The sequence below is a fragment of the Tolypothrix sp. PCC 7712 genome, assembly GCF_025860405.1.
GTDB lineage: Bacteria > Cyanobacteriota > Cyanobacteriia > Cyanobacteriales > Nostocaceae > Aulosira > Aulosira diplosiphon.
Genome location: NZ_CP063785.1, coordinates 7,648,275 through 7,672,579, shown reverse-complemented (window position 1 = coordinate 7,672,579; position 24,305 = coordinate 7,648,275). Strand labels below are relative to the sequence as shown.

Annotated in this window: 20 protein-coding genes; 9 read left to right on the top strand and 11 right to left on the bottom strand. The window is 42.3% G+C overall.

Annotated elements, in window-relative coordinates; genetic code table 11:
• Positions 1–65: 65 nt before the first annotated feature.
• The 3 genes from HGR01_RS31150 to HGR01_RS31140 all read right to left on the bottom strand — a co-directional run bounded on the left by HGR01_RS31150 (position 66) and on the right by HGR01_RS31140 (position 8,126).
• Positions 66–1,316 carry a sensor histidine kinase gene (locus HGR01_RS31150; RefSeq protein WP_369792166.1) on the bottom strand — a complete coding sequence of 417 codons (1,251 nt, stop codon included), beginning with the start codon at positions 1,314–1,316 and terminating at the stop codon, positions 66–68.
• Between the two features lie 175 nt (positions 1,317–1,491).
• On the bottom strand, positions 1,492–4,377 hold the full coding sequence (uvrA, locus tag HGR01_RS31145; RefSeq protein ID WP_045868377.1) for an excinuclease ABC subunit UvrA: 2,886 nt from the start codon (positions 4,375–4,377) through the stop codon (positions 1,492–1,494).
• A 257-nt stretch (positions 4,378–4,634) separates the two neighbouring features.
• Positions 4,635–8,126 carry a PAS domain-containing protein gene (locus tag HGR01_RS31140; RefSeq protein ID WP_045868378.1) on the bottom strand — a complete coding sequence of 1,164 codons (3,492 nt, stop codon included), beginning with the start codon at positions 8,124–8,126 and terminating at the stop codon, positions 4,635–4,637.
• Positions 8,127–8,306: 180 nt separating this feature from the next.
• On the opposite strand from HGR01_RS31140, the gene HGR01_RS31135 reads away from it, so the two are divergent.
• Positions 8,307–9,014: a Uma2 family endonuclease gene (locus HGR01_RS31135; RefSeq protein ID WP_045868379.1), complete on the top strand. Its 708-nt coding sequence runs from the start codon at positions 8,307–8,309 to the stop codon at positions 9,012–9,014.
• A 32-nt stretch (positions 9,015–9,046) separates the two neighbouring features.
• Here the strand turns inward: HGR01_RS31135 and HGR01_RS31130 are convergent, their stop codons facing one another.
• Together HGR01_RS31130 and purF are read right to left on the bottom strand one after the other, a co-directional pair.
• The gene (locus HGR01_RS31130) at positions 9,047–9,613 is read right to left on the bottom strand and encodes a Uma2 family endonuclease (RefSeq protein ID WP_045868380.1); all 567 of its coding nucleotides are present in this window, start codon (positions 9,611–9,613) and stop codon (positions 9,047–9,049) included.
• Between the two features lie 103 nt (positions 9,614–9,716).
• On the bottom strand, positions 9,717–11,216 hold the full coding sequence (purF, locus tag HGR01_RS31125) for an amidophosphoribosyltransferase (RefSeq protein WP_045868381.1): 1,500 nt from the start codon (positions 11,214–11,216) through the stop codon (positions 9,717–9,719).
• Here purF and HGR01_RS31120 point away from each other — a divergent pair.
• On the top strand, positions 11,202–11,420 hold the full coding sequence (locus tag HGR01_RS31120; protein ID WP_045868382.1) for a hypothetical protein: 219 nt from the start codon (positions 11,202–11,204) through the stop codon (positions 11,418–11,420). The genes purF and HGR01_RS31120 overlap by 15 nt on opposite strands.
• 70 nt (positions 11,421–11,490) lie before the next feature.
• Here HGR01_RS31120 and purL read toward each other — a convergent pair whose 3' ends face one another.
• Entirely contained in the window at positions 11,491–15,291 is a 3,801-nt protein-coding gene (gene purL / locus HGR01_RS31115; protein ID WP_045868383.1) for a phosphoribosylformylglycinamidine synthase subunit PurL, read from the bottom strand.
• Positions 15,292–15,459: 168 nt separating this feature from the next.
• On the opposite strand from purL, the gene HGR01_RS31105 reads away from it, so the two are divergent.
• From HGR01_RS31105 to HGR01_RS31090, 4 genes are all read left to right on the top strand, one after another.
• Complete coding sequence (locus tag HGR01_RS31105; RefSeq protein ID WP_045868384.1) at positions 15,460–15,657, top strand: hypothetical protein; 198 nt, start codon at positions 15,460–15,462, stop codon at positions 15,655–15,657.
• A complete protein-coding gene (locus HGR01_RS31100) occupies positions 15,657–15,890 on the top strand; it encodes a type II toxin-antitoxin system death-on-curing family toxin (RefSeq protein ID WP_081583896.1) in 234 nt (77 codons plus the stop codon). Before HGR01_RS31105 ends, HGR01_RS31100 begins: the two co-directional genes overlap by 1 nt.
• 570 nt (positions 15,891–16,460) lie before the next feature.
• A complete protein-coding gene (gene ltrA, locus HGR01_RS31095) occupies positions 16,461–18,215 on the top strand; it encodes a group II intron reverse transcriptase/maturase (RefSeq protein WP_045868385.1) in 1,755 nt (584 codons plus the stop codon).
• Positions 18,209–18,514 carry a hypothetical protein gene (locus tag HGR01_RS31090; protein ID WP_263419970.1) on the top strand — a complete coding sequence of 102 codons (306 nt, stop codon included), beginning with the start codon at positions 18,209–18,211 and terminating at the stop codon, positions 18,512–18,514. Before ltrA ends, HGR01_RS31090 begins: the two co-directional genes overlap by 7 nt.
• A gap of 24 nt (positions 18,515–18,538) precedes the next feature.
• On the opposite strand, the gene HGR01_RS31085 is transcribed toward HGR01_RS31090, so the two are convergent.
• The 4 genes from HGR01_RS31085 to HGR01_RS31070 form a co-directional block, all read right to left on the bottom strand.
• Positions 18,539–18,697 carry a PEP-CTERM sorting domain-containing protein gene (locus HGR01_RS31085; RefSeq protein WP_168160930.1) on the bottom strand — a complete coding sequence of 53 codons (159 nt, stop codon included), beginning with the start codon at positions 18,695–18,697 and terminating at the stop codon, positions 18,539–18,541.
• A gap of 415 nt (positions 18,698–19,112) precedes the next feature.
• On the bottom strand, positions 19,113–19,769 hold the full coding sequence (locus tag HGR01_RS31080; RefSeq protein ID WP_045868386.1) for a hypothetical protein: 657 nt from the start codon (positions 19,767–19,769) through the stop codon (positions 19,113–19,115).
• A gap of 229 nt (positions 19,770–19,998) precedes the next feature.
• Positions 19,999–20,220 (bottom strand): hypothetical protein, encoded by a 222-nt coding sequence (locus HGR01_RS31075; protein WP_063749811.1) that lies wholly within the window; start codon positions 20,218–20,220, stop codon positions 19,999–20,001.
• A gap of 171 nt (positions 20,221–20,391) precedes the next feature.
• Entirely contained in the window at positions 20,392–20,877 is a 486-nt protein-coding gene (locus tag HGR01_RS31070; protein WP_045868388.1) for an allophycocyanin alpha-B chain, read from the bottom strand.
• 245 nt (positions 20,878–21,122) lie between these two features.
• Between HGR01_RS31070 and rlmD the strand changes: the two genes are divergently transcribed.
• Both rlmD and HGR01_RS31060 read left to right on the top strand, forming a co-directional pair.
• Positions 21,123–22,490 carry a 23S rRNA (uracil(1939)-C(5))-methyltransferase RlmD gene (gene rlmD, locus HGR01_RS31065; RefSeq protein ID WP_045868389.1) on the top strand — a complete coding sequence of 456 codons (1,368 nt, stop codon included), beginning with the start codon at positions 21,123–21,125 and terminating at the stop codon, positions 22,488–22,490.
• 425 nt (positions 22,491–22,915) lie between these two features.
• Positions 22,916–23,386: an ATP-binding protein gene (locus HGR01_RS31060; RefSeq protein WP_045868390.1), complete on the top strand. Its 471-nt coding sequence runs from the start codon at positions 22,916–22,918 to the stop codon at positions 23,384–23,386.
• A 144-nt stretch (positions 23,387–23,530) separates the two neighbouring features.
• Here the strand turns inward: HGR01_RS31060 and HGR01_RS31055 are convergent, their stop codons facing one another.
• A complete protein-coding gene (locus HGR01_RS31055; RefSeq protein ID WP_045868391.1) occupies positions 23,531–23,827 on the bottom strand; it encodes a DUF6439 family protein in 297 nt (98 codons plus the stop codon).
• 109 nt (positions 23,828–23,936) lie between these two features.
• Between HGR01_RS31055 and HGR01_RS31050 the strand changes: the two genes are divergently transcribed.
• On the top strand, positions 23,937–24,305 hold the full coding sequence (locus tag HGR01_RS31050; protein WP_045868392.1) for a hypothetical protein: 369 nt from the start codon (positions 23,937–23,939) through the stop codon (positions 24,303–24,305).

The following is a 24,305-nucleotide window of genomic DNA, read 5'->3' as shown; positions in this document are numbered from 1 at the left end:
GCAAAAGTCGCTGTCCAAATCCCCGAATTTTTCAGAAATTCGGGTTTATAAATGTCAGGTAATAGCTATTTCCTCAACGTAAAAAAGAACTTGCTACCTTGACCCACTTCCGATTCTACCCAAACTGTACCGCCATATAGCTCTACAATTTTCTTGACCAAAGATAAACCGATTCCCGTACTATCTGAATTATCATCATTAGATAATTTCTGAAACATTTGAAAAATTTTTGTAAAATACTTTTCTTCAATACCCGGGCCATTATCAGCAACAATAAACTGCCAATAACTATTATCTTCAGTACAATTAATAATTATTCTACCTTGTGGCTTATCGATAAATTTAATAGCATTACTGAATAAATTTTGAAAAATTTGTTTGATTCTTGTTGTTTCAGCGCTAATAATTGGTAATGTACTTATAATCTCTATTTGAATATTTTCTGGTGGCGCAAGTAAATCGATTACATCTCTCACCACATCATTTAAATTAACTTGGGTCTTTTCCTCTCGATAACTACCAGCGCGGGAATATTGTAAAATTCCATCGATGAGAGCGTACATTTTTTTGACTCTACTAATGAGCAATCTGACTAATTCTTGTCCCTCATCATCAAATTGATCGCCATAATCACTTAACAACCATTCCGATAATGAACTAATTCCCCGCAGAGGTGCTTTCAAATCGTGAGAAACTACATAAGCAAAATCATTTAAATCTTGATTGGCACTTTTTACAGCTTTTAATAATTCAGCCATTTTTTCTTGAGATTGCTGACGTTGAACAATTTCTTGTTGGAGTTGCTCATTAGTTTTAGCTAGTTCAGCAGTGCGTTGTTCTACTAATTCTTCTAAGGTTTCTTTGTATTGTCTCAACTCTTGCTCGACTCGCTGTCGTTCTGCATTTTCATCTTTTAAAGCCATATATGCAGCTTCCAATTGTGCAGGACTGGGGAGAGCTAGCGCTTGGGGAACTAGAGGTATAAGAGTAATTGCTGTATATAAAGAAATTAGTGCAGTGATAGCTTTCATTGCACCAGATAGCCAATAAACAGGGTGCCAAAGCGTCCACACTTCCATCAAATGTGTGGTTCCACAAGAAATGATAAAAGCTCCAAATAATAGAAAAATTACTTTAAATGGAATGTCATCTCTTTTACGAACAAAATATATGAGTGTGAGGGGAATTGAGTAGTAAGAAAGTGCAATGAGAGTGTTAGCTAAGATATGCAACCAAACTAACTCTGGTTTCCACAGGTAACAATGGCCATGTGGAATGAAATTCCCTGAGGAGAAGAAATTATAAAGCAATTCCACTAGCAACCCTCCAACAGATAAGCTGATTTTATGAGACTTACCCAAAAAATTATATCTGTGGGAAGAGACATTTGTTTTAGTTTGTTGCTTAAGTTGTAGAGACGCGATTAATCGCGTCTCTACAAGATTTAAACGTCAATCGATTTGTTTGATCCGAACTTTATTCTCCGCAATGTTACTTCTTCAAAGCTGGATACTGCTGCAATACCTGACGCAAATATTCGCCAGTGTAAGAACGGGAATTTGCTGCAACTTCTTCTGGTGTTCCTACTGCAATTACTTCTCCACCTTTATCGCCACCATCTGGGCCTAAATCTATTACCCAGTCAGCGCAACGAATGACATCTAAATTGTGTTCAATTACTAAAATTGAATTGCCTTTGTCTACCAAACGTTGCAATACATCTAGCAATTTATGTACATCATAAAAAGATAAACCTGTTGTAGGTTCATCAATTAAATAAAGTGTCTTACCTGTGGCGCGACGAGATAATTCTGTGGCTAATTTTACGCGCTGTGCTTCGCCACCAGATAAGGTGGTAGCTGGTTGACCTAATTGAACATAACCTAAGCCAACATCAACTAAAGTTTGTAAGCGGGTAACAGCTTTGGGGATGTTTTGAAAAAAGTCTAAACTTTCTTCAACTGTCATGTTGAGAACGTCGGAAATGGTTTTATCTTTGTACTTCACCTGCAATGTTTCACGGTTATATCTTGCACCTTTACAGATTTCACATTGCACATAAACATCAGGTAAAAAGTTCATTTCTATGACATTTACACCCTGTCCGCTACAAGCTTCGCAACGTCCACCTTTAACGTTAAAAGAAAATTGTCCGGGTTTATAACCTCTCGCTTTGGCTTCTACTGTTTGGGAAAAGACATCACGAATGACATCAAAAACACCTGTGTAAGTTGCAGGGTTAGAACGTGGGGTTCTACCAATAGGGGATTGGTCAATAACAATGGCTTTATCAACAGAATTTAATCCTTTAATTTCCTCTATTTCTTTGGGTAAAGGAACTCTCTTTGTTAAATGGTGTTGTAATGCTGGGTAAAGTAATTCATTAATTAAAGTTGATTTTCCTGAACCAGAAACACCCGTGACAGCGACAAGTTTACCCAAAGGAATTTCGACATCAATATTTCGCAGATTATTGCGATGGGCGTTTTTAATTGTCAAACTCCGACCGTTTCCTTCACGGCGTTCGGCTGGTGTATGAATTACGCGCCTTCCTGATAAATAAGCACCTGTTAAAGAATCTTCTGCTGTTAGTAATTCCTGCAAATCACCTTGGGCGACAATATGACCACCATGAATTCCTGCACCAGGGCCAATATCAACAATGTGATTCGCTGCACGAATTGTTTCTTCATCATGCTCTACCACAATTAAGGTATTACCTAAATCGCGTAATTTGGTTAAAGTTTTGAGTAATCTGCCGTTATCTCTTTGATGTAAACCTATACTGGGTTCGTCTAAAACGTAGAGGACACCTGTTAACCCAGAACCAATTTGTGTGGCGAGCCGAATACGTTGAGCTTCACCACCAGAAAGGGTCATGGCGGGACGGTCGAGGGTGAGGTAATCTAATCCGACATCCAGTAAAAATTGCAATCTGGCTTTAATTTCTCTCAGGACTAAATCAGCAATTTGAAATTGGCGATCGCTTAATTTTAATTGTTCAATTCTCTGGCGAGAATCGCGGATAGAAACCCCAGTTAAATCTAATATTTTGTACTGTCCCAAACGCACTGATAAAGCTTCCGGTTTTAACCGCTTACCATGACAAACTTCGCAGGGCTGATCGATTAAATAATCTTCTAATTTCTGCTTAATTAACTCCGAACCGCCTTCATATTGCCTTTGCAGAATGGGAATTACACCTTTGAAGCTCTGTTTGCGCTCGGCTGCGGTAGTTGCTTCTTCTCCATACAACACAATTTGTTGCTGTTCTGCTGTTAATTTACTCCACTGTACTTGTAATTCAAATCCATGAGCTTGCCCTAAAGCATAGAGCAATTCTAAATAGTAAGAATTATCTTTTTCTGACCAAGGCGCAATAGCAGCATAAACTGGTGCATCGCTATCAGGAATAATTAAATCCGGCGAAAATCTTTTTAAACTACCAATTCCATGACAGTTAGGACAAGCACCATAAGGTGAGTTAAACGAGAACAAGCGCGGTGATAATTCTTCCATTACTGCCCCATGTTCTGGACAGGCGAAGTTCTCGGAAAATACTAATTCTTCTTCAGGGTCATTTGTACTTTGTTCTTGAGCATGACCGATAACAATATTAGCAATTCCACCTGATAGTTTGAGACACGTAGACAGTGAATCAACTAAACGTTCTTGAATGCCATCTTTTTTGATTAAACGGTCGATAACTACTTCAATAGTGTGAGTGAAATTCTTGTCTAATTCAATGGAATCGGATAATTCTCTGACTTCACCATCAACACGCACCCGGACAAAACCTTGCGAAGCTAAACTTGATAACAGTTTGCGGTGAGTACCTTTTTTACCTCTAACTACAGGGGCGAGAATTTGAAAGCGAGTGCGATCGCTTAAATCCATAATCCGATCTACCATCTCATCAATGGTTTGCGGCGAAATACAGCGATCGCATATCGGACAATGGGGTTCACCCGCCCGCCCAAACAACAGCCGCAAATAATCGTAAATTTCCGTCACCGTCCCCACTGTGGAACGGGGGTTATGAGAGGTAGACTTTTGGTCAATCGAAATCGCCGGACTTAAACCTTCAATCGCCTCCACATCCGGCTTATCCAATTGTCCCAGGAATTGCCGAGCATAGGCGCTGAGAGATTCCACATAGCGGCGTTGTCCTTCCGCGAAGATGGTATCAAAAGCCAAAGAAGACTTACCCGAACCAGAAACGCCAGTAAAAACAATCAGGCGATCGCGTGGTAATTCTAAATCAATATTTTTCAGATTATGCTGCCTAGCACCCCGAATACGAATCGTATTCTGGTTGTTGTGGCTCTTGTGCGGAAGATGTCCATTTAAGGATGCGGCTAGCTTTTGCTCTGACATATCGGCAAGCTGATGGTGAGGGAGGCGTGAAACAGTCCTTAATAATACTATCTTTACTGGAGTTATAGTAGAACGTGCGTACTGTTTTATTTTGGTAGTAATTTTACGCCCGCTTGGGGAGATGAGGGGGATGAGGAGGATGAGGGAGATGAGGGAGATGAGGAGAAATTACTATTACCCATTACCCATTACCCATTACCCATTACTCATTACTCATTACCTATGCCCCATGCCCCATGCCCCATGCCCCATGCCCATTATTTAACTTCTTTCTCAATCACCATTGCTAATTCATCTGGATCAACAGGCTTAGTAATGTGGTTTTGGAAACCTGCGGCGAGAATTTTATGATTATTTGTTTCGCCAGCAAATGCAGTCAGAGCGATCGCAGGTAGTTTTCCACCTTTTACTGCTTCCATTTCTCTGACTTGACGGATGAGTGTATAACCGTCGATTTCTGGCATGGCGATATCACTGATTAATAAATCTGGTTGAATTTGGGCGATCGCTTTGATGGCTTCACGGGCGGAAGAAACGGCTGTAACTTCAATGCCATATTGCTCTAAGATAAAGGCGATTAGATCCAGGCTATCAACATCATCATCTACGGCAACTACTCGCAAACCCTGAAGATTTGGGCCATGATTTTGCAATTCATGATTTTCAATGCTGTGAGAGGCTGGAGTCATCACGGGTAGCGTGACAGTGAAGGTTGAGCCGAAACCTTCTCCCGGGCTGCTGGCTTGAATCTTACCATCGTGAAGTTCCACTATGTGACGGACAATTGCTAGCCCTAAGCCTAAACCGCCAAATTTGCGGGTGGTTGCTGCATCTGCTTGCCGAAAACGCTCAAATACGTAGGGCAAAAAGTTGGGACTAATTCCTTTACCTGTGTCGGTAACCTGAATTTGGGCATTAGTTCCCAGCTGCTGGAGTTGGATGTAGATGCGACCTCCTTCTGGTGTAAATTTCACAGCATTGGTCAGTATATTTACTACTACTTGCTGCAAGCGGTTAGGATCGCCTTCTAATTTACCAACCGTGGGGTCAAGCTGGGTCTGAATTTGAATCGATTTCGCTTCAGCTGCTAAACGCACGGTTTCTACAGATGCTTCCACAATGGCAACTAAGTCAACTTCACAGATATTGAGGCTGAGTTTGCCACGGAGAATCCGTGAAACATCTAATAAATCATCAATTAATCTTGTTTGTAATTTGGCGTTGCGCTGGATGATTTCTAGGGCTTGAGTTGTCTTTTGGGCATTCAATTGGCGGTTGAGCAGCAGTGTTGACCAACCTAAAATCGGATTGAGTGGTGAACGTAATTCATGGGAGACAATCGCGAGAAAATCATCTTTCATCCGGCTGGCTTTTTCTAGCTCTATGCGCGCCGCACGTTCCCTAGCTAAAGCTTGGGCGCGTTCCTCAATTGCCAACTTTTGGTCGTGAATATCGGTACAAGAACCAAACCAGTTAATAATTTGACCTTCTTGATTACGTAATGGAAATGCTCGCCCTAAATGCCAGCGATATTCGCCATCAGTACGCAAAAAACGATACTCAATCTCATAAGTTTTGCCAGTACGCAGGGAATCTTGCCAAACTTCACTCGTGCGTTGCACATCATCGGGATGCAAAACCGTTTGCCACCCTTCACCACGCGTTTGTTCTAAGGTTTTTCCTGTGTAATCATACCAGCGTTGATTAAAGTATTCATGATAGCCATCTGGTTGGGTAATCCAAAAAATTTGCGGCATTGTATCCGCTAATGTGCTAAACATTAATTCCCTTTGGCGGAGTGCTGCTTCTGCTTGCTTGCGATCGCTAATTTCAAACAGCATTCCCAACATCCGCATCGGTTGGCCTTGTTGGTCGTACTGGAAGCGTCCAAAAGCTGACACCCAATGTAAGCTACCATCTGCCCAAACTACTCGGTATTCGTCTTCATAGTTTTGGCGTTTTGTCATCGCTGTTTTAATTGTTACCTCAAAGCGATGCAGATCCTCTGGATGAATGCGGTTCAGCCAATCCTGATAAGTTCGATGAGGGTTTCCAGGCTCATAGCCAAAAATCATTTCATGGTAAGGAGTCCACATCACGCGATCGCTCAACAGATCCCAATCCCAAGATCCCATCCTAGCGGCATCCAGCGCTAAAGCTAGACGTTCTTGGTTTTCCCGCAATGCATCTTCTACCTGTTTTCGTTCTGTAACATCCAAAAATGCGCCAATTACACCGCGAATAGAACCAGACTCATCCCACAATGGCACAGCTTTGCCGTAGACGGAGCGCACATCTTCATCACTAAAAACAAATTCACATTCTGCCTCAACTAGTTTCCCAATACGACCTGCTAATTGCATTGGTAATTCGTTTGGTGGAATGTCTTGACCATTTTTTTGGATTTTGAATTGAAAGGGAAACTCGCCATCAGCCGGAGTTGCAGTTAACACTGAGCCTGGTGGTAGCCGCATCAATTCATAAGCCGCTCGGTTAACGCTCATGTTATGACATTGCGGATCGTGGGCAATCCAAACAGCAGCAGGAACCGTTTCCATGAAAGTTTCTAGTTCTTGCGCTCGTGCTTTAGCGATCGCTTCACTTTTTTGCAGGGCGAATTCTGCACGTTTACGCTCGCTAATATCAACATTAATACCCACCATGCGTAAAGGTTGACCCGCATCATCGTAAAATACCTTCGCTCTGGCGTGCATCCAATGAATACTGCCATCTTTCCAAACCACACGCCAATCAGTGAAAAATTCCCCTGTTTTCAGCGAATTCATCAAATCTGCTTCGGCTTTAGCTAAATCATCGGGATGAACCCATCTCGCCCACTCTTCATAACTACCGCCAAACTCACCAGGGTTTAAACCGTAGAGTGCTTCTAACTCTTTTGACCAAATATTGACATTAGTTTGAATATTCCACTCAAAGCTGCCACTTTTCGCTGCTGCTTGGGCTAAATCTAACCTTTCTTGCTTTTGTTGCAGTGCTGCTTGACTTTCTTGCAGGGCGACTTCGGTTTGTTTACGTTTAGTGATATCAGTGAGCATGGCGATCGCACTCGAAAATTCACCCTGCTGATTCAAAATGGGGCTAGTGGAAACAATTGCCCAAAGTTCTGATGTGTCTTTACAGCATAAACACAAGTCAAATTGCTGGTTAATATCTTGCAGATTGTACCTTTGTTGCGTTAACCAGCGGTCTAATTCAATTTCAACTTGATGTTCTACAAAGTTGAAAATTGGTTGACCAATCATCTCTTCTATGGCGTAGCCTAGCATTTCGGCTAAACGCTGGTTGACATATTCTGTTTTGCCTTGATTGTCAAATATCCAGATACCTTCATTAGCTGTCTCTAGCAAGCGACGATAGCTGACTTGAAGTGTTGCTAACTTGGCTTCCGATGCTTGTTTAGCAACCTGCAATTCTGCATTTAACGAACTAATCAATAGTGATACTGAACTAAATATGATTAGCTCTAAAGCATCAGAAGCATTATTCAGTGTAAAAACGTATATAGGTTGTGTAAAAAAATAATTATTAGCTAAGATGGCCAAGACTGTAGCCACTAAACCAGCAGAGAACCCACCAGACCAACTACTAAAGACTACAGCCGCAAAAAAAAGTGACGCAACCTTTATTTGTAGCAGTTTTTCCAGCATTAAACCTAATAGCAACGCCATTAGCACTGACAAAATAGCAACACCGTAGCGTTGCATTTGTAAACGCTGGACTTTTAACATACTGCTTTTTGATGAGGTAGACTCTTATTTTACCTTGGGCAACTGGCTGGAGTAATATAGCTTTGGGGTATCGCCAATTGCAGTAAATTAGGATATGTAGGGCGATCGCTTTGCAAAATTGCAGAGAAGCTAAAGAGACTATAGACTTAAATTTGATTGCGCTAACGAGGCAGTATCACCATGCTCGCCAATGCCGCCACCTATGAAGTTACCTGGGAAAAATTACCAGATGATTTTGTTTTAGATGATGAGCCAGTGGATAACATTAATCAGCCTGCCCTTGCTGCAGCTCTGACAGAAAGCTTAGAAATATCAGGGAGATTACCAGCCAACGCTTTAACTATAACTAACTATGGCATTTGTGCCACCTTAAACCGCCAGTTCGTAGTTAAAGCCCCAGATTGGGGATATGTACCCTCTATTAAAGTCCCACGTGCTGAGGTGAAACGCAGTTATACTCCACGGCTCCAAGGCGATATTCCTGTAATTGTCATGGAGTTTATTTCGGATACGGAAGGTGGAGAATATTCCAGTAAACCAACTTATCCGCCTGGAAAATGGTTCTATTATGAGCAAATTTTACAAATACCAAACTATGCCATTTTTGAACCTGATGCCGGAATATTAGAAGTTTATCAACGAGATGATTCCGGACGTTATCAATTGCGATCGCCAGATGCAAATAACCGTTACTTGATTGCAGAAATGAACTTATTTTTAGGTATCTGGCAAGGAGTGCGCGAAAATCGTTCTGGCTTGTGGCTGCGTTGGTGGGATGAACAAGGCGAACTCTTACTATGGGGAGGAGAACTAGCCACTAAAGAACGCCAACGTGGTGAAAGATTAGGAGAACAGTTAAGAGCCTTGGGAATAGAACCAGAGCCTTGAGATAGATATAGTGCGATCGCTAGTTTAATTTCTCATTTGAACAAAAGAGCGATCGCACAAGTAAAATCAGGCAATATAGGTGATGTCAATTCATCATCATGGAATAAAGTCACAGCTAACTTTAAAATCCCTTGTTCTCTGCGATAAACTTCTATTTGTTGCTTCCGCCAATCCACAATCCAATATTCTCTTACACCTCGCGATGAATAGAGCTTGAGTTTTAATTCCCTATCTCGCTTTTCATTCTCTATTCCCGCAGATAGCACCTCTACCACCAATTCTGGTGCAGCAGTCAAATGTCCCGCCTCATCTAACACAGTAGCTAGTTTCTCATTGCTAGCCCAGACAACATCAGGAATCACATGATCGTTGTCGCCAAAAATTATACCTGGCGCTGTGACAACTTCTCCTAAACCACTAACTTGTGACCAGTTATCCAAAACCCCGCTAATTCTCACACAAGTTTTCTGATGCTTCCAGTGAGGCGCTCTCGCCACAAACAATTCCCCGTCAACAATTTCATAGCGGTTCCCGTTATCTGGAAACAAGTCCAAATCAGCGGTTGTCCAGCGAACTCTCTCAGTTGTCTGCTGGTTCATGAGATATTTCTTGTGGGGTATTTACCTAATTTTAGCTTGAGGAGGTGGGTCAAAAGGGAAAAGGTAATTTATTCTCTCTTCCCCATTACCCATTACCCAGCCTCTAAACTACAACCTTTTCCAAAATCAACTTAGAACGCTTCACCTGCTCAGGAATAGCAACGGGGTAATCGCCTGTAAAGCAAGCAGAACAGAAACTATTGGTGTCTTCTCTGGTGGTTTCTAGCATTCCCTCCCAACTGAGATAAGCGAGGGTATCTACTTCCAATTGCTTGGCAATTTCTTCTACTGACTTGGTAGCAGCAATTAACTGATCCTGGGTGTCGGTATCAATGCCATAAAAGCAAGGATGAGTTACTGGCGGAGAGGAAATTCGCATATGTACTTCTGTAGCACCAGCTTCCCTCAGAGTTTTAACTAATTTCCGGCTGGTGGTTCCGCGCACAATGGAATCATCTACAATCACCACGCGTTTGCCTACTAGCACATCTTTGAGTGGGTTGAGTTTCATCCGCAAACCAGACTCGCGCATGGATTGAGTGGGCTGAATAAAAGTGCGTCCTACGTAGCGATTTTTAATCAAGCCTTCACCATAGGCAATGCCAGAAGCTTGGGAAAATCCAATGGCTGCTGGTATGCCAGAATCAGGAACCCCAAACACTAAATCAGCCTCAACCAGAGATTCTGCGGCGAGTCGCCGTCCTAAACGCATCCGGTAACTGTACAAAGTCTCGTCATGCATGAGGCTATCAGGACGAGCAAAGTAAATCATTTCAAAGATGCATAATTTACGTTGGGTCTGTTGTTGCCATTGAATGGAAGTTAAACCTTCTTCGTTAATCCAAACTAATTCCCCTGGTTGAACATCTCGCACGTATTCTGCGCCAATAATATCTAAGCCACAAGTTTCGGAAGCTAAGACATAACGGTCTGGCTCACCAGCTAACATGCCAATGACTAATGGACGAATCCCATTAGGATCACGTACACCCATCACGCCATCAGGAGTCCCAATTACTAAACTAAAAGCTCCTTGGCAACGACGACAAGCTTCAATAGCGGCATCTAGCCAATTTGCCCCAGCATTTACTTCTTCTGCGATCGCAAAGGCAATCATTTCTGAGTCTGTCGTTGTCACTAAGTTGCATTTGTTTTTAAGCAACTGTTCGCGCAGTTCTACAGTATTGACTAAATTACCATTATGTGCTAAAGCTAATGAACCTAAACTAGTCTCGACTACAGCAGGTTGGGCATTAACCTTGCGACTAGAACCTGTAGTTGAGTAACGAGTGTGTCCTACAGCGAGGTTACCCGGTAACTCTTGGAGAACGGTTTCATTAAAGACTTGAGACACCAAGCCCATATCTTTATGCAGGTGTACTTTTGTACCCTCAAATGTGGCAATGCCAGCAGATTCTTGACCCCGGTGTTGGAGTGCATACAATCCAAAGTAGGTTAGTTTCGCAACGTCTTCTCCTGGTGCGTAGATACCAAAAACTCCACAAGCTTCTTCTGGCTTGTCTGGACGATTTTCATCACTATTGATGGCGTTGTCAGATTGTTGAGAGTAATCATCCAAAGAGTCGGGATGGTAGGGAATCATGCTAGCTTTGCTCCTGGTGGTGGTGTCGAGTCACTGGGATTGTGCAATCCCAAATGGGCAGAGATAGTATTATGGGAGATTTTTGGTCTCAGTCTTGTAGGTGATAGAAACCTTGTCGGCAAAGTTTCTACCATCCCAAATCCAAAATTTAAAATCCCCGATTTCTATGGGTGGATAGATGCAGACTTCTTAACAAATCTTTAACCATCCATTAAAACAGTACCGTAATTATGCTAAATGATGCTAATAATTCCCATAGGGGGGATTATACGAATTAACTGGGGGTAGTAATATGAACTGCTAATCGTTTAGCGATCGCTTGGGAATAGCGATTTGTCATATCGTTGATACTACCTTTTATTAAGGTTTGGTTATCAGAGGTTAAGACCCCCAAACCCATCTCTGAATTAACCACTATGCCCAGTTTTTGCCATTGTTGATTGAGATGTTCCTGTAAATAGGATTCCCAAATTTCCTGTTGTTCTGAACCCACGGACACTAAAATTTGTCCACCACCTTCGCCAAATAGCAATGTATCCCACCTTGTGGAGTTATTGGCTGGTAATTCTAAAGTGATTTGCGCCCCCAAGTTACCAGCAATACAAGATTCGGCTAAAGCCACAGCTAATCCGCCCTCAGCACAATCATGGGCTGAACGTATCCAGCCTGCACGAATCCCCTCACGACAAACTTTCTGAATCCGACGTTCCGATTCAAAATCCACCTTGGGCGGTTTACCAGCGATAGTATTGTGAATTGCGACTAAATATTCGGAAGCACCTAAATTATCATTAGATTGTGGCAGTGACCCTAAAAGATAAATCGCATCACCTGCAGCTTGCCAAGCTTGACCACAAATTTTGCTGATATCGGGAATTAATCCCACCATCCCGACAACCGGAGTCGGATAAATCGGCTGGGGATTTCCTTGAGAATCCAGGGTTTCATTATAAAGAGAAACATTCCCACCAGTTACAGGAGTAGCCAATTCCCGACAACCTTCAGCTAAACCGCGACAAGCTTCTGCTAATTGCCAGTATCCTATGGGTTTTTCTGGGCTACCAAAATTTAAGTTATCTGTCACAGCTAAGGGTTCAGCACCCACACAGCTAAGATTGCGTGCAGCTTCAGCCACCACAGCCTTAGCACCTTCGTAAGGGTCAAGATAAACATAACGCGGATTGCAATCTACTGTTGCGGCGACACCTGTCTTACTTCCTGTTTTTCCAGGGGGTTCTAAAGGACGTAAGCGCACCACAGCCGCATCAGCACCACCAGGGAAAATCACCGTATTATTCTGCACCTGATGGTCATACTGACGATATACCCAGCTTTTAGAAGCAATGGTGGGAGTATCCAGCAAAGTTAACAGAATATCATTCCAACTTTGCAGACTTCCTTGAATTTCAATCCCAGTAGTATTGCAAGGAGGTAACGAATCAGCCTGCCATTCCCAAGCTTGGCGCGCATATTCTGGAGGTTCCGCCAACAATTCCCGATGATAAAGGGGAGTGTTTTCTGCTAAAGCATCAGCCGGAATTTCGGCTGCGATTCCACCCTCAAATAGAATCCGTACAATTGGTTCCGCAATCACATTCCCAGCGACAACAGCCTGGAGTCCCCAACGGTGAAAAATATCAATTAACTCTTGTTCTCTTCCCTTGTGGGCAACAAACAGCATCCGTTCTTGCGATTCCGAAAGCAGATATTCATAGGGAACCATCCCCAATTCCCGCACCGGAATTTTATCTAAATCGAGTTCAATACCGACACCGCCTTTAGCAGCCATCTCTGATGTGGAACAGGTAATACCTGCAGCACCCATATCTTGGGCGGCGACAACCGCACCTGTCTTAAATGCTTCTAAACAGGCTTCAATTAATGATTTTTCTAAAAATGGGTCGCCAACTTGCACAGCCGGACGGTCATCTAAAGATTCATCACTCAATTCTGCACTAGCAAAACTTGCGCCTCCCATACCATCGCGTCCGGTGGTGGAACCGACATACAGCACAGGGTTACCAATCCCAGAAGCCCCAGATTTGACGATTTCTGGAGTTTCCATCAATCCCAAAGCCATGACATTTACTAAGGGATTGCCAGAATAAGCAGGGTCAAAGTAAACTTCACCACCAACAGTGGGAACTCCAACGCAATTGTGGGTGATAATACCAGAAGTCGTAACGAAAAGATGAGTATTATCTACTTCTACATCGTAGACATTGCATTCATCAACGTTTTTGGTTTCTATACTGGTAATTTTGACCACTGCTAAGGTATTTGCAGGTTGACGGAAACGTGGGAAAGAATATTTTGTTCCGTCATACCGTGCCAAAGCAGTAGCTAGTTCTGCCGTTCTTGCTTGAGAAAATACATTAGCTAAAGCGGTTAGTCCAGCAAAGTTGGTAACTTCTAACTGCCATAATGGTAATCTTGTATGCTTGCGCCCTTCTATCTCTCCTACTGATGCTGGTCGTTGATAAATGTAAGGAATTGCCCCTTGATTTTGAATTAGCATCAGAGTTTGCTCAAACAACTTGTGGCTAGTTGTCGCAAACGATATTTTGGCATGACTGCCATGAGTTTTTGTAGTTAGGGAACCATCGCCTCTAAGTAAACCCTTGAGGGCTTCACGTTGTAAATGACTTGGCCATGTGAACACAAAACTGGGAAAAGCTTTATTGCTGGCACCAGCACCACACTGCCAAACATTTTTCAAGATATGCCCAAACAGCCAAGAAGTAGCATAAACGGCGATTGTTGAAGACCGTTTTTCCACACATGGGCGTAATCCCAAATCTTTTAAAGCGCTGACAACATCTTCGATATATTCACTTTCATGGAGAGCGAAAGTAAAAATAATCTTATAGGTATTGCCATTTTGAGAGACACATCCTTCTGAGAGGTAATAGCCCAGTAATCGTGCAAAACCTGCATCAGGGGTGATAACCGCCCGCATATAATTGGCTTTGCCACGACGGAACAGGCGGACTTCGCTCCGGGATATTTTGAGTACGGATTCTAAAGCGAGAAAATATCCTAGGGGCAACCTACCATCTTTCAAGTACTGATGACGATTAACCGCAGAAGGTTCGAGTAATCGCAAAGCTGTACGAATTTCTGCTGTCGGTTGCCAAGTTGCGGGGAGTTCCACATATACATCTTTACCAGTCCCATCTTCTGGATTCAAAGTAGATATTAAATCTAATGGGAGAATTTCTTCGGCGCGATCGCTTTCTGGTAAAGCAGTAAGAATGGGGATTTCATCACCTACTTTTAAAGATTGGGCAGTACAGATATCCCATTGACCCTTTGACTGCACCAACATGGGATGATCTGGTGTCACCGTGAGAGTACGACCCAGATTTGTACGAATAGTTACCAGAGTTTGAGTGCGTCTCTTGAAAATCCGCCGTACACGCTGCCAACAACTAGCATGAGTATCAGGGTCTAGAGAAAGAGTTTCAACTGCAATCGCATCATCTAATTCTAGAGTGGTAACATTTCCACGCAACCGCGATTCGACAAAGTTGCCAATTTTGTCGAAATTGACACCATTGCGATCGCGCCAGATAAATGTTTCATTACCAACCAAGCAATTACCATAGTGGCTAATCCCAGCTACAACACCTTGGAACAGCCTTTGAGTTTTACCATCCTCTAGGGAACCAAAGCGCAAGGAATTCAACAAAGCTATGGGACGCGCACCCATCGTAAAGATATCTCTCAGGATACCTCCGACTCCCGTTGCCGCACCTTGGAAGGGTTCAACTGCTGAGGGGTGATTATGAGATTCAATCTTAAAAGCAAGTTGTAATCCGTCGCCTAAATCTACAACACCAGCATTTTCACCAGGCCCAACCAGAATTCGGGGGCCTGTTGTGGGAAACTGTTTGAGTAAAGGCCGGGAATTTTTATAACAACAATGCTCTGACCACATTACCCCAAACATTCCTAGTTCAGCTTTGTTGGGATGTCGCCCTAACCGTCGGACAATTTCTTCGTATTCTTCTGGTTTCAAACCTTCAGCGGCGATTTCTTGGGGTGAAAAGGGAGCAGAGGATTGGGCAGTCATGTAACTAATGCACCAAAAGGACAGAGAATTATTCTATCGGTTTCTTACCTAATCGCGTTACAGATAAAGTAATTGTCAAGTTCATTTTCCAGGCGATCGCTTCTATTACAGAATTCCACAGCATTGCTAGTGCTAGAGTTGTATTAACTGCAAGCTTTTGAGCCTACTATGAATACCATTACAATCCAAATTCCAGATGAGCATTTGCTGAAGTTGCAACAAAGAGCTACTCGTCTGGGAATATCAATAGAAGAATTGGTGTTAATAGGTGTTGAAGAATTGCTCAATCAGCCAGAAACATCATTTCCAGATGCAATGGACTACGTACTCAATAAAAATGCTGAACTGTACAAGCGTCTAGCATAATGCGCTATCTGACTTTGCAAGAGGTATTAGCACTTTATAATCGCATCATTGAGCAGTCTGGTGGTTCTGCTGGTATTGCTAACCTTGGCGCTTTGGAATCAGCTTTAGCGCAACCAAAAATGACCTTTGGTGGAGAGGAACTTTATTCAACCATCGTTGAAAAGGCTTCAGCACTAAGTTTTTCACTGATTAAGAATCATCCTTTCATAGATGGAGTGCGATTCGTTGGCTAGAAACCAATCCCAATAGGGCTTAAGGAGGATTAGCCGCTTAAGATTCATGAGAATCTTTTGATAACTGAATAACAATGTAGGTGCAAAACCTACCCTCCAAGTGCTGGAGTGAAAGCATATCCCCTACTGTAGAGACTAGCCATCAATCGGTAAAGCGGGGATAAAAGGTGGAAATACTGCAAGCCTAATGTGGTAATCACCAAGCAAAGTATCCATGAGTAAAGCCAAGGCTTAAAGACACGTCTGAATCATCGTGATAAAACAGTAGCGCAATCAGGCTGAATCGCTACAACCAAAAGGTAAAGGATAAAGGACTGGCAAATTTTACCTTGACCAGTATGCACTCCCAATAAACCCGGTGAATAGTGTCACTCTAAAGATACATAGCATTGTTATTCGGAACGAAGTAACCCGTTATTTACTCTCAGATGGTCGAGTATCTGAGTAGGTGCTAACCGGATGTAATAACGTGGAGAGATTGAGTAAGAAGCAAATGTTTAATTGTAATGATTGAAATATGCTGACGTACTCACAATGATTTGAAAGGATTGGTCTGATTAGGAAGTATATATGTCTAATACGAGTTTAAAGACTACGGCGGAATGGAATACGATACCCTGGCGAAAGTTAGAACGTAGCGTATACAAGCTTCAGAAAAGAATATACCAAGCTTCTCAACGTGGTGATACTAAGGCAGTCCGCAAACTCCAAAAAACCCTGATGAGGTCTTGGTCTGGAAAAGCTCTTGCAGTAAGAAAAGTCACCCAAGATAACCAAGGAAAGAAGGCAGCAGGTATTGACGGTGTAAAATCCCTTAAACCATCAGCCAGACTCACTTTGGTAATGAATATGAAGCTTAACCATAAGGTAAAAGCAACTCGTAGAGTATGGATTCCAAAACCCGGAAACGTTGAAAAACGACCACTAGGAATACCCACAATGCAAGATAGAGCAACTCAATCGCTTGTCAAACTGGCATTAGAACCAGAATGGGAGGCAAAATTTGAGCCCAATAGTTACGGTTTCAGACCCGGACGCAATGCCCATGATGCAAGAGAAGCAATATTTAATAGTATCAGATACTCAAACAAATGGGTATTAGATGCTGATATTTCAAAATGCTTCGATAAAATAAACCACGAAAAACTATTGACCAAAATTAACACATTCCCGACCATGAGGAGGCAAATAAAAGCATGGTTGAAAGCAGGAGTACTAGACAATGGTCATTTCTCAGAAACTACTGAGGGAACGCCACAAGGCGGTGTAATATCTCCACTATTAGCCAATATTGCCTTACATGGGCTAGAAAAGCTAGTAAAGGAGTTTGCAGCCAGCCAGAGAGGAGGAAAGGTGAAGAATCAGAACAGTATATCCCTAATTAGATATGCAGACGATTTTGTGATTCTTGCCCCCAATAAAACTCAAATAATAGTACTCAAAGAAATAGTAAAAACGTGGTTAGCAGAAATGGGACTGGAATTAAACCCTAACAAAACCCGTATAGTTTCGACTTTCAAAAGCTCAGAGATATTCGCCTCGCAAGAAGTAGGATTTAATTTCCTCGGTTTCAATGTGAAACAATACAAAGTGGGAAAGAATGACTCTGGAAAATTATCGAACGGTAAAAAGTTAGGGTATAAAACACTCATCAAGCCTAGTGTAAAATCAGTAAAGAAACACTACGATGACATAGCAAGAATAATCGATAATCACAAAAATGCTGCACAAGAAACACTAATAAGTAAACTTAACCCTGTAATCAGGGGATGGGTTAACTATTACTCAACATCAGTGAGTAAAGAGATATTCTCAAAGCTAAGTCATCTAATATATCAGAAGCTGAAACGCTGGGGAAAACGTCGTCACCCTGACAAGTCTAATGTATGGGTAACCAAGAAATATTGGCATACAGTAGGTGGCGATAACTGGGTATTCGCAGCAACAAAGAACGGAGAAATCACAATGAGGCTATTCAAACACTCACAAAAAGAAATTGTGAGACACGTAAAAGTAAAAGGTGATGCCTCACCGTTCGATGGGAACTTAAAATATTGGAGTTCAAGAAAGGGCGAAAATCCCTTAGTACCTAAAAGAGTAGCAATACTACTTAAAAAGCAAAAGGGGAAATGCTCTCATTGCGGATTGTACTTTAGAGAAGATGACCTAATCGAGATTGACCATATCATTCCTAAATCGCAAGGTGGAAAGGATGTATACGACAATCTGCAAGCATTACATAGGCATTGTCACGACGTTAAAACTGCCACTGACAACTCTTATAATCAACCTAAGAGCGATACAGAAATAAATGTGATGTGGTAGTGAGAAGTACCCACGACTTGGGTCAAGTCATTGAGGAGCCGTATGAGGTGAAAGTCTCAAGTACGGTTTTGAAGACCAGCAGGATTGGTGACAGTCTTGCTGAGTTTAATAATAAACGCATCGGTCACGCTGCAATGGAAGTTTTCTTGATTTTGAATGGTTTTGAGATTAACGCCACAGTGGATGAACAAGAACAGGTAATTTTGCAAGTAGCAGCCGGACAGTTAGGAAGAAATGAATTTACTGAGTGGCTTCGCAGCCATATTGTTTCTATAGCTGATTTTAGAGATTTTCCCTAGGGTGCTTAAGCACCCTTAATTCTTTCACAGTTGTTCACTATTCTCTGATTTAACCAACACTCCCACTTGCTTTTTGTGGCGCAGAAATAATAAGCCAGCACCCGCGATCGCTAATCCAGCTAAAAGCGAAGACTCTGGGACTTCTACTGTCCGCTGAAAGCTGATAGGAGTATTAACTAACAATTGATCGCTACTGCTAAAAATCTGGTCTAAGCTAAGGTGTAAGCTTTCAGTTGATTCACAATCTTACTGCCTCTTAATCTCTCTTTAGCAATTGTTTGGCTTAAATTAGGGAGATTTTAAAAGAAGATGAACTCTACATCTACTATCCAGCAAGAGATTTATCAGCTATAAATATCTCTAGAATTTACCGTTGAGTTTGCTGCTGATGGCGAATCGGGGAATTTTTATGTATTCCACTGGTGACCAAATTCTCAGTAATCACCTATCATAATTAAATCTAAGTCTGCTGCATTTAGTATTAGGGACTTCCAGAAATTAAATTATCCAATTTCCGAGAGAAAATATTTTCTTTATCCCCCCTACTCCCTGCCCCTTTGCCAAAAAAGCGATAGTATATTTTTTAGTTGGAAGTCCCTTAACGAGCTACCTCGAGATTCTGTAAAATCAAGTCAGCTCTTGGTGTAAATCCGTCGCCATATGCTACTGGAAACTGGAGAATAACATAAAAAACTTTCCCATTTTGCTGACCAAGGTAAACATCACCCACAATATCTTTACCTTTACTAAAAACTATCTTTTCTTTTGCCCAAGAATAGGAAACTTTTTGACTGCGGCTAACAGCCCGCCAGCCATTAGATGCAATTAAACCATTTTTGCCATTTATAAAACTTCTTAACTGATTGATAGTTTTTAAATCATTTAAAAAGGCAACATGGATATATGCATTATCGTTTTTACTCCCTCCAAAATTAGCAATAAACCTAACTCCAGTTCCTTCACCAGAACTATTACCTTCCGCTACAAAATCTTTTTCAGGAAAGTAGGTACTAAATAAATCGCTGTATTGGTTATACAGTCTGAGGGTAATAGGAGTTTTTTCTCCTTCAATGCTAATAGTAGCGGTTTTAGTGGCTGGTCTATTGGCTTTTGAGTTATAACTGGTTTGGATAGCAGTGGGTGCAGGTGTAACGCTATTCCCTGAGGAGAGTTGATTCTGCGCTGATGTGGCGCAACCTAAGGTTGTTACCAGCAGAATTGCCCCCGTAATCAAATTCACAAGTTTAAGAGTCATTGTCCTTAACAACATTAGTTTTACAACATAATAACTAGACTTTGTAACTTAAGTTACAGTTCCTAATGCTATAATGTGCACTTTTCTGGCTAAGTCAGAAAGTCCTGGAGCAGATACAGTTAGGTACTAACCATCCAGTGACAACAATCACTAGTGCCCATGATTAAGATCCTCCCCGTACACAGGTCAACCTGGCATACTTCCTTATAACTGAACTCTAGCCGAGTCATTAATAGGGAACACAATACTTGCCGACAGTCTTTATATTAAGGGCTGTCGGCTTTTTGTTATTTGGGCATGGGGTAATTGGTAATTGGTAATTGGTAATTGGTAATTGGTAATTGGTAATTGGTAATTGGTAATTGGTAATTGGTAATAGATTATTTCTCCCCTGCTTCCTCTGCTTCCTCTGCTTCCTCTGCTTCCCCAGTCCCCAGTCCCCAGTCCCCACCCATAAAAGTTCCCCACAAACGGTTGATAACTTGACATTAGCTTGCCAAGGCCACAACCAGTTGTGGGGAGAGTATGATCAAATTAGGAATGTTATCGATTTTGAGTGCTCAATGTCAGCACTCGCTGTAGTAGACGCAAATCCACTACTCGAACCAGTACACAATTTGTATCAAGACATAGCCTGAATAATGTAATCAAAGTAGGGTGATGCTTCCGCAGCGTCTTCTGCACTCAATAAGTCAAGGGCAGCTTTTTTGAGGGAAGCGATCGCTTCTACCATTCCAGGTACGGGAACACCAAGTGAATTGTACATTTCCCTTACACCAATCAAACCAATTTTTTCGATTGGCTCTTTGTCGCCAGCAAGTACGCCGTAGGTAATCAGGCGTAAATACCAACCAAAGTCACGGATACATAGAGAACGCTGACGTTCGCCGTAAGCGTTGCCACCAGGAGAAATAAAGTCAGGACGCTTCTGCCATAATTGTTTGGTTGCTTCCTGAACTATCTTTTTTTCGTTTTCAGCTAGAGTACTGGCAATCCTGGTGCGCTTTACACCAGTTTGCATAAAAGCTTGGATGCTTTTCAGTTCGCCACTGCTGGGATAACGCAGTTCATCGTCGGCTTGGAGAATAACTTGGCTAATTACAGTCATGATTATTGCAATCACGCGAAATATTATTTGCTAGTTTAACGAGTTGGAGGTACACAAGTGAAGGGTTATACGCAGCGATGTATTGAATTGAAATGATTAGGGATTGGGGACTAGGGATTGGGGACTAGGGATTGGGGATTTGGAAAAAGCAGGCGGCAGGGAGCAGGGGGAAAAAATAAATTAAAAATTCCTCCTATTACCAATTACCAAACCCCAAATGACAAATGACAAATGACTAATAACAAATGACTAATACAAATTGGCAACAGGGTGAATTAATTGAAGTGACGATCGCGGATTTGAGTGATACCGGTGATGGTGTTGGCAGATATAACGATCGCGTTGTCTTTGTCCCCGATTCGGTACCAGGCGATCGCGTTGTTGTGCGCTTGTTACACGTGAAGCCGAAATACGCCCACGGCAAAATTCAGGAATTATTGCAACGATCGCCTCATCGTCAAAGACCAAGTTGTTTTGTGGCTGATAAGTGCGGTGGTTGCCAATGGCAGCATATTAATTATGAATTCCAACTTACAGCTAAACGCAATCAAGTCATCCAAGCTTTGGAACGCATAGGTGGTTTCACGCAACCATCTGTAGATCCTGTACTTGTACCAGTTTCTCCTTTGGGTTATCGTAACAAAGCTACATATCCAGTCGGGAAATCTTCTACAGGGCAGGTACAAACTGGTTACTACCAAAAAGCTAGCCACCAATTAATTAACTTGAATCAATGCCCAGTGCAAGACTCGCGATTAAATCCCATACTTGCTGAGGTGAAGTTGGATATTCAAAAGCGGGGTTGGCAAATTTATGATGAACGTCGTCATCAAGGGCAAATCCGCCATCTAGGTTTACGCATTGGGCGGCGCACTGGGGAAATTTTATTAACTCTAGTTGTTAAAGATTGGCATTTACCAGGTATTGAAACCCAAGCACAGGAATGGGTGCAACGCTATCCGCAGTTAGTAGGTGTATCGTTAAATCGCAATCGCGATCGCACTAACGCCATCTTTGGTAGTGAGACTCGCTGCATTGCTGGTATGCCATACTTGCGCGAAAAATTTGCAGGATTGGAATTCCAGGTACTACCCGATACGTTTTTTCAGGTTTATACTGAAACAGCAGAGGCACTTTTAGAAGTAATTCAGTCAGAACTGAATCTACAAGGGTATGAGGTGTTGGTGGATGCCTACTGTGGAATTGGAACTTTGACCTTGCCTTTGGCGAAACAAGTACAGCAAGCTACCGGGCTAGAAGTACAGGCAGAGGCAGTACAGCAAGCAATTTTGAACGCCCAACGTAATGGAATTAATAATGTCACCTTCCAAACCGGGGCAGTAGAAAAATTGCTGCCACAGATGGAAAGCGTCCCAGATGTGGTATTACTCGATCCGCCTCGCAAAGGTTGCGATCGCGCTGTCATCGAATCTTTACGGCAAACGAAACCACAAAGAATCGTTTACGTCAGCTGTAAAGTAGCTACCTTGGCTCGAGACTTGAAGCTGCTCTGCCAAGATGGGCTATATACGCTCACACGGGTACAACCTGCTGATTTTTTTCCGCAAACTGCTCATGTGGAAGCTGCCGCATTTCTTGCGTTATCACAATAATACGGGGGTACTGCCACCTTGACAAAAACTCAAATTTCAAATTTGTAGTCTATTGCATAGTAAAAATGCTAAAATTGAATTAAGCTAAAAATAGATTGATTTTTTTAAAAAACTGAAGTTGCATAGGCTCAATTAAATTATGAATCGGATTGTTAAATGCCAAATCGGCCAACAGACATAACACAAAAATGCTACTTTTAATTATTAGCATTTTTTTAGTGCCTGACTGCCTTTGGATATAACTCCAAGCCGTTTTATGTATTAAACAATCTCTAATTCATAAATAGAGTCAATGCTCCCTAGCATTTTCAAAATTTAGTTTTAAAGACGCAAGTTTGAAGGCAGCATGACCACCTCAATATTTATCAGGGTGCCTGTGATAGCAAACTGATGTCTAGCTAACTGAAAGCTATGGGGTTTCTCTTGTGATTACCATCTCGCTCCGTCCAGTTGGACGTTATTGGGGCACTATTAGTTTTGCCTCAACTCTCTATCTGTGTCCAATCTTAGATTTACTCTTGGCAGAAATTCCAGAAAGAATGCAAGCAGAACTGAGGCTAGGACTCCAAGAGGCCTTAGTCAACGCGGCAAAACATGGTAATAACCTAGACCCTAGTAAAACAGTCTTAGTACGTTTTTCCTTGATAGATAATCAATATTGGTGGATTATATCAGATCAAGGTAACGGTTTTAGTCCATCATCTGAATCTGAATCTGATTCTGATTGCGATCCCGATCCCATTGACTATCTCCCTCCAGATGAAGCAGAAAGTGGTCGAGGTTTATGTCTACTACATCAAATCTTCGATCAAGTAGAGTGGAACCGTAAGGGCACAGAATTAAGGCTTTGTAAACAGCTAGAAACCCCGCGCCCCCGCCTATCTCTGCGGCGGTGATACTAGGGATTGGGGATCGGGGATCGGGGATTAGTTATTGGAGATTGGGTATTTGTAAAGAGTTTAGAGTTCAAAGTCAAGAGTCTAAATTTATTAATTCTCCTTTTTCTCAGTCCCCAGTTCCCAGTCCCCAGTCCCCAGCCCCTACTCCCCAGTCCCCTTCCCCTTATCCCCATGAGTCGGACAAGGGGGAGCAGAAATAGAACGATCTAACCAACCAGTAGCCTGTTCCAATCGGGCGAGTGCTTCTTGTGGCTGATCCTTCAGTAGAAACACCAGAGCGGCGGCGGCCTGTTCACGAGCGCGGGAATTGCGGTTAGACTTGAGGCGATGCCAATCATTAGGAGAAATGCTGAGTCTCTCCATGAGAGCTTGGGCTAGTTCCAGAGTGCTAAATTCATTCAGTTGACTGGTTTTAGGCAGCTGGGTAGGTTGAGACATAACTCTAAATACTGAGTACTAAATGATAAGTGCTGAGTTAGTCTATAGTCTCAATTTTAGCTATTGACTATTGGCAGACTCACATTTAATCATAATTTACTACTGCAAAATGAAGCCGCCTAAACAGTTTTCTAATTCTTCAACCGAGGGAAATTCCGAAGCCGATTTTGAACAAGAACTGCAAGAAGTAGAGCGATCGCTTTTCTCTCTTAAGGAACGATACAATCAAGTGCAAAGCGATCGCGAACAAAAGGCACAATGGCAACAGCGTCGCCAAGAATTGCAGCAAAATAAAAATCCTGCCCCAGAAATTAAAGCAGAGTTACGGCAAATTAAACAGCAGTTGGAAGCGCTAGAACTCAACCTAGAAAGCCAATTATTTTCTTGGCGTAGCTTCAAGAAACCTTTCTGGCAAGCCGTCCGCTTTGGTGGAATGGGCGTTATCATAGGCTGGATATTAAAGTCCTGTGCTGGGTAA

What these genes read in the sequence shown, in the direction of transcription:
- HGR01_RS31100 (WP_081583896.1), top strand. Translation starts at nt 15,657, where the DNA reads ATGCGCTATCTGACTTTGCAAGAGGTATTAGCACTTTATAATCGCATC.
- HGR01_RS31140 (WP_045868378.1), bottom strand. Translation starts at nt 8,126, where the DNA reads ATGTTAAAAGTCCAGCGTTTACAAATGCAACGCTACGGTGTTGCTATT.
- HGR01_RS31120 (WP_045868382.1), top strand. Translation starts at nt 11,202, where the DNA reads ATGGTAGGGAATCATGCTAGCTTTGCTCCTGGTGGTGGTGTCGAGTCA.
- HGR01_RS31080 (WP_045868386.1), bottom strand. Translation starts at nt 19,769, where the DNA reads ATGACTCTTAAACTTGTGAATTTGATTACGGGGGCAATTCTGCTGGTA.
- HGR01_RS31070 (WP_045868388.1), bottom strand. Translation starts at nt 20,877, where the DNA reads ATGACTGTAATTAGCCAAGTTATTCTCCAAGCCGACGATGAACTGCGT.
- HGR01_RS31055 (WP_045868391.1), bottom strand. Translation starts at nt 23,827, where the DNA reads ATGTCTCAACCTACCCAGCTGCCTAAAACCAGTCAACTGAATGAATTT.
- purF (WP_045868381.1), bottom strand. Translation starts at nt 11,216, where the DNA reads ATGATTCCCTACCATCCCGACTCTTTGGATGATTACTCTCAACAATCT.
- ltrA (WP_045868385.1), top strand. Translation starts at nt 16,461, where the DNA reads ATGTCTAATACGAGTTTAAAGACTACGGCGGAATGGAATACGATACCC.
- HGR01_RS31135 (WP_045868379.1), top strand. Translation starts at nt 8,307, where the DNA reads ATGCTCGCCAATGCCGCCACCTATGAAGTTACCTGGGAAAAATTACCA.
- rlmD (WP_045868389.1), top strand. Translation starts at nt 21,123, where the DNA reads ATGACTAATACAAATTGGCAACAGGGTGAATTAATTGAAGTGACGATC.
- HGR01_RS31105 (WP_045868384.1), top strand. Translation starts at nt 15,460, where the DNA reads ATGAATACCATTACAATCCAAATTCCAGATGAGCATTTGCTGAAGTTG.
- HGR01_RS31130 (WP_045868380.1), bottom strand. Translation starts at nt 9,613, where the DNA reads ATGAACCAGCAGACAACTGAGAGAGTTCGCTGGACAACCGCTGATTTG.
- purL (WP_045868383.1), bottom strand. Translation starts at nt 15,291, where the DNA reads ATGACTGCCCAATCCTCTGCTCCCTTTTCACCCCAAGAAATCGCCGCT.
- uvrA (WP_045868377.1), bottom strand. Translation starts at nt 4,377, where the DNA reads ATGTCAGAGCAAAAGCTAGCCGCATCCTTAAATGGACATCTTCCGCAC.
- HGR01_RS31050 (WP_045868392.1), top strand. Translation starts at nt 23,937, where the DNA reads ATGAAGCCGCCTAAACAGTTTTCTAATTCTTCAACCGAGGGAAATTCC.